The organism is Flavobacterium sp. ov086, from assembly GCF_900187965.1.
Classification (GTDB): Bacteria; Bacteroidota; Bacteroidia; order Flavobacteriales; family Flavobacteriaceae; genus Flavobacterium.
Map to the genome: position 1 here is coordinate 30,584 of NZ_FZNL01000022.1, position 16,393 is coordinate 46,976.

Annotated in this window: 15 protein-coding genes and 1 pseudogene; 5 read left to right on the forward strand and 11 right to left on the reverse strand. The window is 34.4% G+C overall.

All coding sequences use genetic code 11. The features are described from left to right. The first annotated feature begins 112 nt into the window (after positions 1-112). On the forward strand, positions 113-2,092 hold the full coding sequence (locus tag CHB81_RS20575) for a transglycosylase domain-containing protein (RefSeq protein WP_089353717.1): 1,980 nt from the start codon (positions 113-115) through the stop codon (positions 2,090-2,092). Between the two features lie 509 nt (positions 2,093-2,601). On the opposite strand, the gene CHB81_RS20580 is transcribed toward CHB81_RS20575, so the two are convergent. From CHB81_RS20580 to CHB81_RS20600, 5 genes are all read right to left on the reverse strand, one after another. Next, the gene (locus tag CHB81_RS20580) at positions 2,602-3,639 is read right to left on the reverse strand and encodes an aldo/keto reductase (protein ID WP_176427558.1); all 1,038 of its coding nucleotides are present in this window, start codon (positions 3,637-3,639) and stop codon (positions 2,602-2,604) included. A gap of 229 nt (positions 3,640-3,868) precedes the next feature. Next, positions 3,869-4,111, reverse strand: a complete 243-nt coding sequence (locus tag CHB81_RS20585; RefSeq protein WP_089353718.1) for a type II toxin-antitoxin system RelE/ParE family toxin — start codon at positions 4,109-4,111, stop codon at positions 3,869-3,871. Beyond that, positions 4,104-4,367 (reverse strand): hypothetical protein, encoded by a 264-nt coding sequence (locus CHB81_RS20590; RefSeq protein WP_141130434.1) that lies wholly within the window; start codon positions 4,365-4,367, stop codon positions 4,104-4,106. Before CHB81_RS20590 ends, CHB81_RS20585 begins: the two co-directional genes overlap by 8 nt. 176 nt (positions 4,368-4,543) lie before the next feature. Beyond that, entirely contained in the window at positions 4,544-5,488 is a 945-nt protein-coding gene (locus CHB81_RS20595; RefSeq protein WP_089353720.1) for an OmpA family protein, read from the reverse strand. Positions 5,489-5,720: 232 nt separating this feature from the next. Then, positions 5,721-6,482, reverse strand: coding sequence for an exodeoxyribonuclease III (locus CHB81_RS20600; protein WP_089353721.1), 762 nt, complete (start codon positions 6,480-6,482; stop codon positions 5,721-5,723). Positions 6,483-6,600: 118 nt separating this feature from the next. Here CHB81_RS20600 and CHB81_RS20605 point away from each other — a divergent pair, with 118 nt between their 5' ends. After that, on the forward strand, positions 6,601-8,403 hold the full coding sequence (locus CHB81_RS20605; RefSeq protein WP_089353722.1) for a lysophospholipid acyltransferase family protein: 1,803 nt from the start codon (positions 6,601-6,603) through the stop codon (positions 8,401-8,403). Positions 8,404-8,722: 319 nt separating this feature from the next. Here CHB81_RS20605 and CHB81_RS20610 read toward each other — a convergent pair whose 3' ends face one another. The 3 genes from CHB81_RS20610 to CHB81_RS20620 all read right to left on the reverse strand — a co-directional run bounded on the left by CHB81_RS20610 (position 8,723) and on the right by CHB81_RS20620 (position 10,560). Further along, a complete protein-coding gene (locus tag CHB81_RS20610; protein ID WP_089353723.1) occupies positions 8,723-8,998 on the reverse strand; it encodes a TM2 domain-containing protein in 276 nt (91 codons plus the stop codon). Positions 8,999-9,013: 15 nt separating this feature from the next. Further along, positions 9,014-9,439: a DUF805 domain-containing protein gene (locus CHB81_RS20615; protein WP_089353724.1), complete on the reverse strand. Its 426-nt coding sequence runs from the start codon at positions 9,437-9,439 to the stop codon at positions 9,014-9,016. A gap of 176 nt (positions 9,440-9,615) precedes the next feature. Further along, entirely contained in the window at positions 9,616-10,560 is a 945-nt protein-coding gene (locus tag CHB81_RS20620) for a 2-hydroxyacid dehydrogenase (protein WP_089353725.1), read from the reverse strand. Between the two features lie 252 nt (positions 10,561-10,812). Here CHB81_RS20620 and nhaA point away from each other — a divergent pair, with 252 nt between their 5' ends. From nhaA to CHB81_RS27195, 3 genes and pseudogenes are all read left to right on the forward strand, one after another. Then, positions 10,813-11,958: a Na+/H+ antiporter NhaA gene (nhaA, locus tag CHB81_RS20625; RefSeq protein ID WP_089353726.1), complete on the forward strand. Its 1,146-nt coding sequence runs from the start codon at positions 10,813-10,815 to the stop codon at positions 11,956-11,958. 1 nt (position 11,959) lies between these two features. Then, positions 11,960-12,505: a hypothetical protein gene (locus CHB81_RS20630; RefSeq protein ID WP_089353727.1), complete on the forward strand. Its 546-nt coding sequence runs from the start codon at positions 11,960-11,962 to the stop codon at positions 12,503-12,505. A gap of 203 nt (positions 12,506-12,708) precedes the next feature. After that, positions 12,709-12,957, forward strand: a pseudogene (locus CHB81_RS27195) (cytochrome c); the annotation flags it as partial. A gap of 215 nt (positions 12,958-13,172) precedes the next feature. Here CHB81_RS27195 and proC read toward each other — a convergent pair. The 3 genes from proC to rsmA form a co-directional block, all read right to left on the reverse strand. After that, the gene (proC, locus tag CHB81_RS20640; protein WP_089353729.1) at positions 13,173-13,949 is read right to left on the reverse strand and encodes a pyrroline-5-carboxylate reductase; all 777 of its coding nucleotides are present in this window, start codon (positions 13,947-13,949) and stop codon (positions 13,173-13,175) included. Between the two features lie 156 nt (positions 13,950-14,105). Further along, positions 14,106-15,512: a magnesium transporter gene (gene mgtE, locus CHB81_RS20645; protein WP_089353730.1), complete on the reverse strand. Its 1,407-nt coding sequence runs from the start codon at positions 15,510-15,512 to the stop codon at positions 14,106-14,108. After that, positions 15,502-16,281: a 16S rRNA (adenine(1518)-N(6)/adenine(1519)-N(6))-dimethyltransferase RsmA gene (gene rsmA, locus CHB81_RS20650; RefSeq protein ID WP_089353731.1), complete on the reverse strand. Its 780-nt coding sequence runs from the start codon at positions 16,279-16,281 to the stop codon at positions 15,502-15,504. The genes mgtE and rsmA overlap by 11 nt, the downstream gene beginning before the upstream one ends. Between the last annotated feature and the right edge of the window lie 112 nt (positions 16,282-16,393).

The window sequence follows — 16,393 nt, forward strand, 5'->3', positions numbered from 1 at the left end:
ACATGAAATACGCATTAAATACAAATAAAAATTCGTGTCTAATTTGTGAAATTCGTGGCAAAAAAATAATATTAGCTTTGTGGTATTCCATAAACTTTATGAAATCAACTCTATGAAATTTCCTAAACTAAATTTCCCAAAACAAAAAATATTCAAAGTATTAAAAATACTCGCCGTAATATTGGTACTGATTTTAATTGGGCTTTACTACTTTCGTGATTCGCTTTTAAAACAGGCTATTGCCAAAGTCACTCACAAAATGGCTGTTGATTATAACAGTACATTTTCTGTAAAATCTGCTTCATTCGAAGGTTTATCAGGAATAAAACTAACCGATGTTATTCTGGTCCCTAAAAATGCAGACACACTTTGTCACATTCAAAAAATCGAAACCAGCATCAGTTTAGCCAATTTATTAATTGGAGACGTTCAAGTTGGAACCTTAAGAGTCAACGACGGATACATTCAATTAGTTAAAAAAGGAAAAATCCGAAATTTTGATGCTTTCTTAAAAAGAGACAAATCAGATACGGATAAAAACGAAAAAAGAAAATACGCCACTTTTGCGTATCGCATCATTTCAAAATTACTGAATTTAGTTCCGACTGATATGGATCTAAAAAATCTAAATTTCAAAATTGATGATAACGGCAAAAAAACGTCTATTGCAATAAATAAGCTTGTTTTAGACAACAAACAACTAGAAACCAATCTTCATGTTCAAAGCAAAGATTTTGATCAGCGCTGGAACATAAAAGGTTTTGCCGATCCAAGAAACAAAAAAGCCGATATTCGTTTCTTTAATTTAGATACCGGAGCAATTCGAGTGCCATATTTAGACGAACGTTACAACTTAAAAGCAAGCTTTGACTCTATCCGTTTAAATGTTCAAAACATAGAAAAAGACGGAAGCGAATTACATATTGACGGTTATACTTCGATTACAAACCTAAAAATCAATCATCCAAAAATAGCGAGCAAAGATGTTATCATTAAAAATGCTCGTTTTGATTACCGCTTTTTATTAGGAAACGATTTTATCTCAATCGACAGCACTTCGACAATGCAGTTGAATAAAATAAAACTGCATCCGTATGTATCTTATAATACCGAAAAAGATACGGTTTATACTTTGAGAGTTAATATCCCAAAAATGCAGGCACAAAACTTTATTGTTTCATTACCTGATGGTTTGTTTACCCATTTTCAGGGAATGGAAGCAACCGGAAATTTTGAATATAAACTGGATTTTAAATTCAATAAAAACAAACCAAATACTTTAGTTTTTGACAGTAAACTGAACAAAGAAGATTTAAAAATTACAAAATATGGAGAAGCCGATCTTAACAAACTAAACGGCGAATTTGTTTATCGTGCAATAATCCAAAATGTACTGCAAAGACCTGTTTTGGTTGGCAACGCAAATCCAAATTACACGCCTTTAGATCAAATTTCTCCTTATTTAAGAAAATGTGTTCTAACGACCGAAGATCCATCGTTCTTCTCACACCGAGGTTTTATAAATGAGGCTTTCAAGCAATCTATTTTAAAGAATATCAGAACCAAAAAGTTCTCTCGCGGTGCCAGCACAATTAGTATGCAGTTGATTAAAAATGTTTTCCTGACGCGTGAAAAAACGCTTTCGCGAAAGCTGGAAGAAATTCTACTGGTTTATATACTTGAGAATAATCGCGTTGTTAGCAAAGAAAGAATGCTCGAAGTTTATTTCAACATTATAGAATGGGGACCAAATGTATACGGAATTGGCGAAGCAAGTCATTTTTATTTCCAAAAAAGCCCTTCGGCTTTAAATGTTGATGAATGTTTGTTTTTAGCGACCATTATTCCGAAGCCAAGAAAATTCATGTATCAGTTTAACGATCAGGGAAACCTTAAAGATTTCGCCGTTAAAAACCAAAAATTCCTAAGAAACTTAATGTTCCGCCGAGGTCTATTAGTTCCAGAAGATACACTTGGTCAATTGCCTGTTTACATTTCCGGAAATGCGCGTTCATTAATTCGCATTAAAGCTCCGGATTCAACTGCAGTTCCTGCGGATTCTTTGTCTATTAGTGATGAATTTGATTTGTAGTTATTCGCCACGAAGGCACTAAGACGCAAAATTTTTATTCTCATTCTTGGCTTTACTGAATATTTTAATCTCGCAAAGACGCGAAGGCGCAAAGTTTCACTCTTATTTTTTGTCATTCCGAGGCACGAGGAATCTCCGCGAGAAGTTCGACAAAGATTGGCGACATATAATTCGGAGTTTCTAGTGTGATTTCTCCTTAAATTCGAAATAACAAGATTGGGTTTTGATTGCGAATGATGGATTAAAATCCATCCCTACAATATATTTTGTTCCTTCGGAACTGCCTAAAAAAATTCTAGAGGAATGATTTATATTGTAGCAGCGAATTTTAATCCGTTGTAAGGACAAAAGATTTGATTTTATCATATAAATCGAAATGACATACTATGTGGTTCTGTTTCTTTTATAAAGATCTAAAGAATAATTACACAAAACAAGAAGTCGCAAAGTATTTCCATATATGAAGAAAAATACTTTGCGACTTCGTGTCTTAGTGGCTATAAATTTATTTACGGCGCAGGATCTGGAATTATGGCCTGAACTGCTGCAATCTCAGTTAAAATTTCTTTGGATAAAAATACATCAATTGTATCGATGTTTTCTTTTAATTGTTCCATTGTTGTTGCACCAATAATTGCACTGGTCAAAAATGGTTGTTGCAATACAAATCCCATTGCCAGTTCTGTTAACGTTAATCCGTGTTTGTGAGCGATTTCCTGATACAACTTTGTTGCTTGTGTACATTGTTCGCTATTATAACGTGTGTATTGCGGAAAAAGATTGATTCTCGCATTTGGATGTGCTTCACCGGTTAAAAACTTACCTGTTAAAACACCAAACGCCAAAGGAGAATAAGCCAGTAAACCTACATTTTCGTATTTTGAAACTTCGGCAGAACCAACTTCAAAAAGACGATTTAATAAATTATAAGGATTTTGAACGGTTTTGATTCTTGGCAGATTTTGATATTTACTTTCTTCCAGAAAACGCATCATTCCCCAGGCATTTTCGTTCGAAACTCCAATGTGTTTTATTTTTCCTTCTTTGATCAATCCGTCAAAAGTTTCAAGAATTTCTCTGAAATTATCTTCCCATATAGCATCATGATCTTTAAATCCGCGTTGCCCAAAATAATTAGTCAATCGTTCCGGCCAATGCATTTGATACAAATCGATATAATCTGTCTGAAGGCGTCTTAGACTGTTTTCTAAAGCATATTTAATACTTGCCGGCGAGAAATCAGCTTTCTCACGCATGTAAGTGAAATTTGGATTTGGTCCGGCAATTTTAGATGCTAAAACCACTTTATCACGATTTCCTGATTTCTTGAACCATGTTCCAATGATTTTTTCAGTACTTCCGTACGTTTCTTCTTTGGCAGGAACGGAATACATTTCGGCAGTATCAAAAAAGTTTACACCTCTCTCGAGTGCATAATCCATCTGCTGATGTCCTTCGGATTCCGTGTTTTGCTGCCCGAAAGTCATTGTTCCGAGGTTTATTTTACTAACTTTTATATCGGTATTAGGTAAAGTCGTGTATTTCATTTTTTTTGAGGTTCTAAGGTTCTGAGATTCTAAGTTGCTAAGCTTTTTCGCTTCTTGAATAACTAAGCTTCAAAGATACAAAGGGATTTTGCAAATGGAAATGCGATAAAAGTTAAAAAAAGAATAAGGTTTTCTTTTTAGGCTCTGAGTTGCTAAGATTCTAAGTAACCAAGGCTTCTTATTATAATTAAAAAAGGCTCAAAGTTAAAAACTCTGAGCCTTACTTATTTTATTTTAAACTTTTCATAGGATTTTGAAATGAATTAAAAACCCTAATTACAAAAATCGAATTGTCTTTAAATTGGTACAATACTTTATAATTTCTTATTATAATTCTTCGACAATCAAACAACTCATCTCTAATCTTAAGTGCCGTTTCTTTAGAAACTTCTTTCTTTAACGAAATGTAAATTTCTTTTAAATCTTCTTTTGCATTTTGGGTCCAAGAAACTACCAACTTAACATTACTCATTATCCCAATCTTGCATTTCCTTCGATAAATCTTCTTTTGAGATTATTCGATTGTATTTAATATCATCCAAACCTTCCTCAACTTTATTATGGTATTCAGATAAAGTCAATGGATTTCCTTTAGCATCATACGAAACGACTTCATTTAAATAATTATCAAAAACCGAAGAAACGATTCGCAAAACCTTTTCATCGGCTAAATCCAATTGATGTCTTATTTTATCTTTTAATTCCGGAAGTCCCATAGTTATGTCCATTTAGAATTCAAAGTTACAAAATATAAATTCACTATTAAAAATAGACTTAAGTTTAGACATACAAGGTTTTAAAACATTATAAAAAGAAAACAAAAAAGGCTCAAAGTTAAAAACTCTGAGCCTTTTAAAACCTTAGCAACTTAGTCCCTTAGTCCCGAAGATTCGGGATAGCCACTTTAATTTATACTATTAAGCATTTCAGCAATTTCATCTAATCTTGGTGTTAAGATGATTTCGATTCTACGGTTTTTAGCTTTTCCTTCCGGAGTTGCATTGCTTGCAAGGGGAGAGAATTCACTACGTCCTGCTGCAGTTAATTTTTGTTTGTTGATTTTAGTGTTTTCACTCAAAATAGCAACAATTGCTGTAGCTCTTTTAGTCGATAAATCCCAATTGTTTGCAATTGGTCCTGAACCTGCATAAGGATCGTCGTCTGTATGTCCTTCGATAAGAACGGAAAGATCAGGATTATCACCTAATACTTTTCCTAATTCAACAACCGCTTTTCTACCTTCTACTCCAACAGCCCAACTTCCTGAGTTGAAAAGTAGTTTATTTTCCATAGAAACATATACTTTTCCGTTTTTCTGTTCTACTGTAAGACCTTTACCTTCAAAACCATTTAAGGCTTTAGATAAAGTCTCTTTTAGTTTTTTCATTGCCGCTTCTTTTGCTGCAATCATTGCTTCAAGTTCGTTAAGGCGACTTGCTGTTTTGTCTAAACGTGCTTGTTCATCGGCTAGTTTTTTAGATTTTGCTTCTAATTGTGCCAATAATTCACGGTTTTTAGCCATATTGCTTTCTAATGCATCATTGCTGTTTTTCTCTAATGCATTATAAGAATCCTGAAGAACTTTGAATTTGTTTTGTGCCGCAGCTAAATCAGCTTTTTGCTTGGCAAGATCTGCTTTTGTTGTGTTTAAGTCTTTTGTTAAAGCATCTTTATCTAACTCTAACTGATTTTTTGCTTTTTGCAAGTTTGCATTTTCATCAGCTATTGAACGATTTTCTTTTTTTAGATCCGAATATTTTGTTTCAAGATCATTGTAAATTTTCTTGGATACACAAGAGGTCATAGACAAAGCTAGGACCAGGAATCCGATGGAGGCCTTTTTAATCATTTTTCTGTTTTATTTGGAGTATAAATTAATAATTCAAAATGTTCTTGTTTAACACAGAGCCTTAGCCCTGATGGAAGCGACATCCTTTTTATCCGCTTTTTTGCCGATGAAAAGATATAGCGTACAGCAGGAAATAGCTACTTGAAATTCCAAAAATTAAATTCCAAATTCCAACTGAACTCATTTCTTCGTTTTAAAACCACTATTCTTTCAACAAGAACGATACCAAACTTTACTCGATTTCTACTAAAACCGGACAATGGTCTGAGTGCACAGCATCCGGAAGAATCACGGCGCGTTTTAAACGGTGTTGCAATGAGTCACTTACCAAGTTATAATCGATACGCCAACCTTTATTGTTTCCTCTGGCTCCGGCACGGTAACTCCACCACGAATAATGATGCGGATCTTTGTTGAAATGACGGAAGCTATCGACAAATCCCGACTTCATAAATCCGTCAAGCCAAGCACGTTCTGCAGGTAAAAATCCTGAAACAGTTTTGTTACGAACAGGATCGTGAATATCAATCGCTTCATGGCAAATATTGTAATCACCACAAATAATAAGATTCGGGATCGTTACTTTTAGTTCGTTAATATAGGTTTGAAAATCATCCATAAACATAAATTTATGATCTAATCTTTCAATATTTGTTCCTGACGGAAGGTATAAACTCATTACCGAACAATCGTCAAAATCGGCACGAAGGTTACGACCTTCAAAATCCATATGATGAATTCCAGTTCCGAAAACGACATTATTTGGCTTTATTTTAGATAAGATCGCTACTCCGCTGTAACCTTTTTTTGTTGCCGGATAGTAATATTGATACGGATAACCTGCTGCTGTAATGTCGTCTACGGGAATTTGCTCTTGTGTAGCTTTTATTTCCTGAAGACAAATTACATCTGGATTAGCCTGTTGCAGCCATTCGATAAAACCTTTGGTAATCGCGGCACGTATTCCATTTACATTATAAGAAATAATTTTCATCAGTGTTTTTTTAAGGATTCCAAATGTAATAAAAAAGTGGAAAGTTTGTGTTTCAAACAGCGAAAAGTAGAGTTTTTTGTTATCTTTGTTCGCTGCTCTAATAAATTAAAAATAGTACATGGGTTTAGTTACCGCGAAAGAAGTTGCAAAGGCAATAAATGTTGATAAGTACGGAGTTCTTGGTACTTTTTCAGGCTGGATTCTTATGAAGGTCCTTAAAATTTCTACCCTTAATAAAATTTACGATCATAATAAACATTTAGAAGATGTTGCGTTTTTAAACGGAGTATTAGACGAATTGCAAATTAAGTTTGAAATTCCGGAAGAAGATCTAAAACGTTTGCCTAAAGATGGCGCTTATATTACGATTTCAAATCATCCGCTTGGAGGAATTGATGGTATTTTGCTATTGAAATTAATGCTCGAAAGAGAACCAAATTTCAAGATCATCGCCAACTTTTTATTACACCGAATTGTTCCGCTTAAAAAATATATCATGCCGGTTAATCCTTTTGAAAATCATAGGGATGCTAAATCGAGTGTGGTTGGAATCAAAGAAACTTTGCGACATTTAAGTGATGGAAAACCGTTGGGGATTTTCCCTGCAGGGGAAGTTTCGACTTATAAAGACGGAAAATTAGTAGTAGACAAACCTTGGGAAGAAGGCGCTTTGAAGCTGATTAGAAAAGCTAAAGTTCCGGTTGTTCCGATTTATTTCCATGCTAAAAACAGTAAATTATTTTATTGGCTTTCTAAAATTGATGACACTTTGCGAACTGCAAAACTTCCATCAGAATTGCTTACGCAGAAAGACCGTGTGATTAAAGTGCGTATTGGTAAACCAATTTCTGTAAATGAACAAAACGAAATCGAATCGTTTGAAGAGTACTCTGAGTTTTTAAGAAAGAAAACCTATATGCTGGCAAATCCTTTTGAAAAGGATACCAAACTTATTGATACAGCAAGTTTAAAAATACCAAAAGCGCCTAAAAAAATCGCAACTCCGGCTAGTGAATCAAATATGATTGCTGAAGTTGACGCTTTAAGAAATAGTGATTGCCGTTTATTGCAAAGTAAAAACTACGAAGTGTTTTTTGCAAGAGCGAAATCTATTCCAAATGTATTGCACGAAATTGGTCGTTTGCGTGAAATTACTTTCCGTGAAGTTGGTGAAGGAACCAATGAATCTATTGACATCGATAAATTTGATCAATATTATCACCATATGTTTTTGTGGGATGATGAAACCAAGAAAATTGCCGGTGCTTACCGTATGGGATTGGGTTCTGAAATTTATCCAAAATACGGAATTGAAGGTTTCTACCTGAATGACTTATTTAGATTTGAGCCTGAATTGCACGATATGATGCATAAATCTATCGAAATGGGACGTGCTTTTATCATTAAAGAATACCAGCAAAAACCAATGCCTTTGTTCTTATTGTGGAAAGGAATTATTCATACAACATTACGTTACCCTGAACATAAATATTTATTGGGCGGTGTGAGTATCAGTAATCAATTCTCTGATTTCTCTAAATCATTGATGATTGAATTTATGAAGTCGAATTATTACGATCCGTATATTGCACAATATATTCACCCTAAAAAGGCTTATAAAGTAAAACTTAAAGACGCTGATAAAGATTTTATCTTCGATGAAGCAGAATCTGACTTAAATAAATTTGACAAAATCATTGACGAACTAGAACCTGGAAACTTACGCTTGCCGGTTTTAATTAAAAAATACATCAAGCAGAATGCCCGTGTTGTAGCTTTTAACGTCGATCCTTTGTTTAATAATGCTATAGATGGTTTAATGTACATTAGAATCGCTGATATCCCTGAAAGCACAATGAAACCTGTTATCGAAGAGTTTCAAATAGAATTGGAGCGTAAATTATCGGAGAAAGAAGATTAATCGCAAACTTACTATAAAAATTAAAATCCCATTTGTTAAAAAACGAATGGGATTTTTTAATTACAGTTTTACAATCTAATTCTAATATTCTTTCCTAATCAATTTACCAAATCTTTATCAATGGATTGGATGTAATTACATTCAGATCCACTTAAAAAAAACAACTAAACTTTGCTTGCTAAAGATGTTACAATATTACTTTGTAAAAAGATTACCGACATCCCTTAAAAGTTATTAATAGGAGAGAAAAAGCTTTTATAATAACTAATTAAAAAGAAAAATCCCATTCATTTTGAAGTGAATGGGATTTGCTATGTTTTTAGAACCAAGGCTTTCTACCAACCTGATACGTTTGATAAAAGTCTTCGTCTGTTTTTGTCAGGTAAATAATTCCTTCTATTAATCCTATTAAACTACCTAGTCCGCACAAAATATTAAGAAGTATTTGAATTATTCCTTCTTTTGTATATCCTAAATAGAATTTATGAATCCCCAAAGCTCCAACTAAAATCCCTAAAATTCCGGCAGCAACTTTTTTGTTTTCTGGTCTTGGCGCTGATGGCGTATTCCAGGACTCTGGTTTTGTATTTTCCATTATATCAATTTTTAATTATTGTAATTCAACTTTACCAATTTCATTTATGTCTTCAGTTTCATTTTTAGGATCTTGCCCATATTGATTTGGTCCATGAGTACCTTCCGTACAAAATAAAATCAATAACCAAATTCCACCAATAAATGGGATTAGAAAAATAAAATAAAACCATCCACTCTTATCAACATCATGCAATCGTCTGACAACAACCCCCAAACCTGGCAAAAGAGTTGCCAAACTATAAAGACCAAAAAGAATATATCCTATGATTCCGCCTGTAATCGGATCTCCAAAAATTCCACCAATGACAGCTCCAATAACTATTAATAAAATAGAAATTAACCCATTTGCAAGTGCAAAATACCAATATTCGCTTCTTCTTGCGCGACCTTTAAAATTACTGTAGTTTTCAAAAACAACTTTTTTGTACCATTCAATCATAATAAATAAAATTAGTTAATTAACACCTACTCTTTGGATTTTCGGATACTCCTTTCTAAAATTTTGTTAAAATTCAAAACAATATTAAAAAAAAATACTTATAAAAACTAATTCTAAATAAGATTATTCTACAGAAAAAACTTGTTATTAAAGCGCAGGTAAATTTGGTTTGAATTTTAAAGGTAAACAGCCTTGATTTTATCTACGATAACCTGTGCCAAACGTTCATGACTTTCAAAAGTCCAGCCTGCAATATGAGGTGTTAGCAAAGCATTTTTAGCTTCCAGCAAATATTGGAAAGCTTCAGGAGTATTTTTATCCTGAAATAAAGTTTCGAAAGATAACTTCTCATATTCCAAAACATCCAAACCAGCTCCCAGAATCTTTTTAGACTTCATCGCTTTAACTAAATCTGCTGTGACGATGTTTTTACCACGCGAAGTATTTATAATCCAAAATGGCTTCGAAAATGCATTTATAAAATCAGCATTGACCATTTTATCAGTTTCCGGAGTCCACGGAAGATGCAAACTTAAAACATCTGCTTTCTTTTGTAATTCTTCCAGCGAAACTTGTCTCGCATTTTCATCACCAATGTTTTCTAAAATATCATGAAACACAACTTCGACCTCAAAACCGCGAAGTTTTTTGGCAAAGGCTTTTCCCATGTTTCCGTAACCAATAATCCCAACCGTTTTTCCATCAAGTTCATGGCCACGATTACTTTCGCGATTCCAATGTCCGGCTCTTATTTCGGCATCAGCCTGATTCAAATTATTAAATAATGATAAAATTACCCCAAGCGAATGTTCTGCAACAGCGTTGCGATTACCTTCGGGCGCAGCGATTAAATGAATTCCTTTTGTCTCGGCATACTCACAATCAATACTTTCTAAACCCGCACCAACTCTGGCAATAAACTGTAAATTGGTTGCTCTGTCCAAAAAAGTTTTATCAATTTTAAAACGGCTTCGAATTACGATTCCATTATAATCCTGAATCTTAGATTCAATTTCTTCTTTTGAAGATTTAAAATCGGCGTGATTCTCAAAACCGGCTTCTTCGAGTTGTTGCCAAAGAATTGGGTGATTACTGTCGATATGTAGAATTTTTATGCTCATTGTGATTTATTTTATAAAAACAAAAATACGGTTAATTATTTATTAGCACTCCTGAAAAGTTTCAGGTTTCAGGTTACATGTTCAAAAAATTGTGACTTTATACCCGTACCTAAATCATTAAGCACAAAGCAACTTTTGCGTTAACCCCGTTCATAATTTTTTATTGGCTATATTTTTTTTTAACTTTGAAAATATAAGATTCGCCAACTTTCGCTGAATTTATCTTTTCTAAATTAAAATTTCCCCTCCAATATGAGACTAACCAAGACTTTTAAAGCCTTTTTTGAAAACGAAAAATCAGGAGGAATACTATTGCTCTTTGTTACAATTATCTCACTTTATCTCGCCAACTCTTCTTTTCAGACGGAATATGTTGCTTTTTGGGAAAAAGATCTGGGAGGACATTCAATCACGCATTGGATTAACGATGGTTTAATGACTATTTTCTTTTTATTGATTGGTCTTGAATTGGAACGCGAAATTTATCACGGTGAATTATCGAGTATTAAAAATGCTTCTTTACCAATTATGGCCGCTCTTGGCGGAATGTTGATTCCGGCAGCTATTTTCCTGGCTTTAAATTTTGGAACTGCAACTCAAAACGGAGCAGGAATCCCCATGGCGACAGATATTGCTTTTGCGATTGGTATTTTATCTCTTTTAGGAAAAAGAGTTCCAGCATCACTAAAAGTATTTCTAACTGCCTTGGCCGTTATTGATGATTTGGGCGCTATTATCGTTATTGCGATTTTTTATACCACTACAATTTCTTTTGTAAATCTTGCGATTGCTCTGGGAATCTGGGTTGTCCTATTTATTTTGAATCGAATGAAAGTTCAAAACCTGATTCCGTATTTAATTGGTGGCGTCGTGATGTGGTATTTCATGCTAAACTCAGGAGTTCACGCTACTATTACCGGAGTTGTTTTAGCTTTTGTAATTCCGTTTGGGAATGGCGACGAAAATTCTTCTTCATACAGATTACAGCACTTTTTACATAAACCGGTTGCCTTCTTTATTTTACCATTGTTTGCTGTTGCAAATACTTGTATCGCTATTGAATCTGACTGGCATGAAGGTTTAAATCATCCAAACACTTTTGGAATCATTTTAGGTTTAGTGGTTGGAAAACCTCTGGGAATTTTACTTTTCTCTTCTATAGGAGTTAGTGCCGGATTATGTAGTTTGCCTAAAAGTTTAAAATGGGCACATATTCTAGGAGCAGGAATGTTAGGAGGAATTGGTTTTACAATGTCGATCTTTATTACGATTCTGGCTTTTAAAGATCCTGAAACTATTGTTTTTTCTAAGATTGCCATTTTAATTGCCTCTATACTTTCTGGTATTTTTGGATTACTATATCTAAAATATACAGTGTCTAAGAAAAAGAGCATTTGATATGACAAAGTATTTTTATAAAATTACAATTATAACCTTCTCTCTTTTATTGCTTTCTGCCTGCAACGATAAATCCAAAATTGTCGCTAAAGAAAGCAATCCTAAAGAAGTTGCTATCGATTCTACACACAAAAACAACGAATCTATTGAAGGTTTATATGAAACACATCCGGAATCCTACAATAGTGATGAATGCAATATTTCGGTCGAAATAAAAAAAGGAAAAAGCGGCTATACTTATTTTCTAAAAACAAAACTTCGAAAAATAAAAGGTATCGCCAATTTAACCACTAACGAATCCGGGGAAAAAATTATCGTTTTAGAAGGCATACAATGGGATGAATATGAGGGTGATATTAGCCGTGAAGAAGAAAATGATTCTGTAGCTGATTCAGAAGCAAATTCTCAACAATTAGAAATCCCTGTTGGAATTGGTGCGAGCTACACCAAAGATACGCTGACAATTCAGAATTATGGGAACGCTATGAATTCTTATACTAAGCTTTCAGAATGCGGGAGAAAGTATATACAGCTGATTAAGAGATAAATTATTTTAAAATTCCAAATTCGAATTAACTAAAGCTGCAAATGAATAAAATCCGTCAAATACTTCTCTTTTCAGTTTTACTTATCACTGTACTTACCATATTTATATTCTATCAAATAAAAACATATGTTCCACCTTATTTAGTTTGTGCAATGCCTGTACCGGCCTTTTGCGGAAATCCTGACTTAACAGAAAATGAAACAAAAGGAAGAGAGATTTTCAATTCGAATTGTGCAGCGTGTCACAAACTAGACGCAAGAAGTACCGGACCAGCACTTCGCAACATAGATTCACTTGTAATTACAAAATGGATGATTGGTAAAAACTACAAAATTGACAGTACTAAAATTGAGAAATTAGGATTAGATTATCACAGAACGATGTTTAAAGATTTTGTAAATGAAGAAAATCTTGCATTAATAATAGATTATTGTTCAAGAACACGTTATTAAATTCTAAAAATAAAAATCCCAAATCCCAAATTTCTACAATGCTGACGGAGGAAGGATCGCACAAGAAGCTCCCCATAGTAATTCTCCAATCTTTGTCGAGTTGCGTGTGCGATCCTTCCTCCGTCAAGGATGACAAACTGTACGAAAACAAAAAATCCCAAACCCCAACTAAAATTGGAATTTGGAATTTTTAAAATATTGGAATTTAATATTATCTAACCTTTGATCTGTTTCAAAGAAGTCTTAATACCTTTTATCAAAGATGAACTGAAACCATTATGTTCCATTTCGTTCAATCCTACAATTGTGCAGCCTTGTGGCGTTGTTACACGGTCGATTAATTGTTCCGGATGTACTTTTTCTTCTAATAACATTTTTGCCGCTCCTTTTACGGTTTGTGCCGCGATTGCTAATGCGGTTTGAGAATCAAATCCTATTTCGATTCCGGCTTGCATCGAGGCGCGAATATATCTTAAAGCATACGCGGTTCCGCATGCACCAAGAACTGTTGCTGCATCCATTAATTTTTCATCGATAACGGGAGCAGTTCCTAAATCCTGAAATAAATCAACGATTGGCAATGCTTTTTCTCTGTCCTTTTCAGGGAAAGAAATACAAGTTGCCGATTCGCCAAACTGTGCCGCAATATTTGGCATGATTCGAATTACCGGATATTCATTCTTTGTTTTTTCCTGAAGCATATCCAAAGACAAACCACTCACTGCCGAAGCAATAGTTTTCCCCGGAATTGCTGATAAAATTTCAGCTAAAACAACATCAACCTGATACGGTTTTATGGTTAAAATTACTACATCTGCTTCTTGAATATTATGTTTATTATCTGATGAAACTGTGATTCCGTATTCAGATAAATATTGAATACTAGCCGTATTTCTTCTCGTTACAGTAACCTGATTGTTTTTTGAGAACTTCGCAATTCCTAAGGCAATAGAAACCCCTAGATTTCCTCCTCCTATGATGTGTACTTTCATTCTGGTTGGTTTTTTGAATTATTTTTCTGGTAGCTTAATAGCCCATTTTTCGACGTGTAAATTACGCAGATTATACAGATTTTAAATCACTGCAATCTATCAATTTGTGGCAAAAATCTAAAAGTCAAAAATCATTCTGGCCATTATATTCTATTCTTATAACAACTTCCCTTTTAATAATAAAGAAGCTATCGTAAAATAGATCACCAATCCTGTTACGTCGACTAAAGTAGCCACAAACGGTGCTGATGAAGTTGCGGGATCAAGTTTAAGTCTTTTTAATAAAAAGGGTATCATAGATCCTGAAAGTGTTCCCCATAAAACGATAAACACTAACGAAAGTGAAACCGTTGCTCCTATCGCCAACCAATGTTCTCCATATTCATAAAGTCCGGTTTGCTGCCAAACCATGATCCTGATAAAACCAACAATACCTAAAATCGCTCCTAATAGAAAACCAGAAGCAATTTCTTTTTTCATTACATACCACCAGTCTTTAAGCGTAAGTTCTTTCAACGCCATGGCACGAATGATCAATGTTGCTGCCTGAGAACCTGAATTTCCTCCACTCGAAATAATAAGCGGAACAAATAATGCCAGAACTACTGCTTTCTCGATTTCTCCTTCAAAAAATCCCATTGCAGATGCGGTAAACATTTCACCAATAAACAAAACAACAAGCCATGTTGCTCTCTTTTTGACCATCTCGCCAAGACGCGTTTGAACGTATGGTAATTCTAATGCTTCAAGTCCCCCGAATTTCTGAATATCTTCAGTATCTCTTTTCTCGATTTCGTCTTTGATGACATCAATAATATCGTCAATTGTAATACGACCTACTAAACGTCCTAATTCGTCTACAACCGGAATGGCTTCCAGATCGTATTTATCCATCATTCTCGCTACCTCAACATCAGGTGTTTCAACGTTTACATGGTATAGTTTTCTAATATAGATATCAGAAATTTGTGTTTTAGTAGAAGTTGTCAATAAATCTTTAAGAGATAATCTCCCTTTAAGTCTGTTCTCATCGTCAACAACATAAATAGAGTGCACTCTGGAAACATTTTCGGCCTGAATACGCATTTCTTTCACGCAAGTAAGTACGTTCCAGTTTTCGTTGACTTTCACCAACTCTTTGTGCATGATACCTCCGGCAGTATCCTCGTCGTAACGCAATAAATCAACGATTCCTTTTGCGTGTTCTACATCCTGAAGTTCAGAGATTACTTCGGCTTTTCTGTCTTTCGAAAGTTCCCCAATAATATCTGCTGCATCATTGGTTTCCAATTCATCCAGCTCTTCGGCGATTTCTTTAGGCGAAAGTCTATTTAAGATTTGTTCACGTAAATCATCCTCTAATTCCAAAAGAATTTCGGCTGTTTTTTCGCTATCTAAAACCTTAAATATATAAGTTGCTTCATCAATGTCAATTTCATCAAGGATTTCAGCGAAATCGGCATGGTGCATGTCATTTAATAAAACCTCCAGCTCTTTGTTGTTTTTAGCTTGAATGAGTTGAGCTATTTCTTTAATTAGCTCTTTGCTGATTTTAAACTCCATCGGCTTCTATTTTTTGAGTCAAAACAATAAATTCCTCCACGCTTAATTGCTCCGGACGCTTATCAAAGATAGTGTCTAATCGCAATTCATCTGATAAATTTAATGTTTTCAAACTGTTACGTAATGTTTTTCGTCTTTGCTGAAAAGCAGTTTTTACAACCGTAAAAAACAACTTTTCTCCACACGGAAGGCTATAATCTTCCTTTCGGGTCATTTTCATCACACCCGACTTGACCTTGGGCGGAGGAATAAAAACGTTTTCATCTACCGTAAACAGATACTCAGTATCATAGAAAGCCTGGGCTAATACAGATAAGATTCCGTACGCTTTTGAGCCTTTTTTCTCGCATATCCTTTCAGCCACTTCTTTTTGAAACATTCCCGAAAATTCCGGAATCTGATGTTTAAATTCTAAAGTTCTAAAAACGATTTGCGTCGAAATGTTATATGGAAAGTTTCCAATTATGGCGAATTGTTTATTTTCGTAAACCTCGTTAATATTGTATTTCAGGAAATCCTGAGAGATAATTTTATCTTTTAATTTTGGATAATTTTCACCCAAATACACCACAGATTCGGTATCAATCTCGATCACGTGTGTATTAATTGGTTTGTCAAGCAAATACTTAGTCAACACACCCATCCCCGGTCCTATTTCTAAAACCTCATCGTATCCTTTCAGGCTTAAGGTATCTGCAATAGCTTTGGCGATACTTTCATCTTTCAGGAAGTGTTGTCCTAAATGTTTTTTGGCTTTTACTTTTTCCATTTTCTCTTTTGTTTGCCGTAAAGGCACTAAGCTTTTCTTACCATGAAGGTGCTAAAATGCAAAGTTTATTTCTATTTCTCTTTTGCCGCGAAGGCTCAAAGCCACAAAGTTC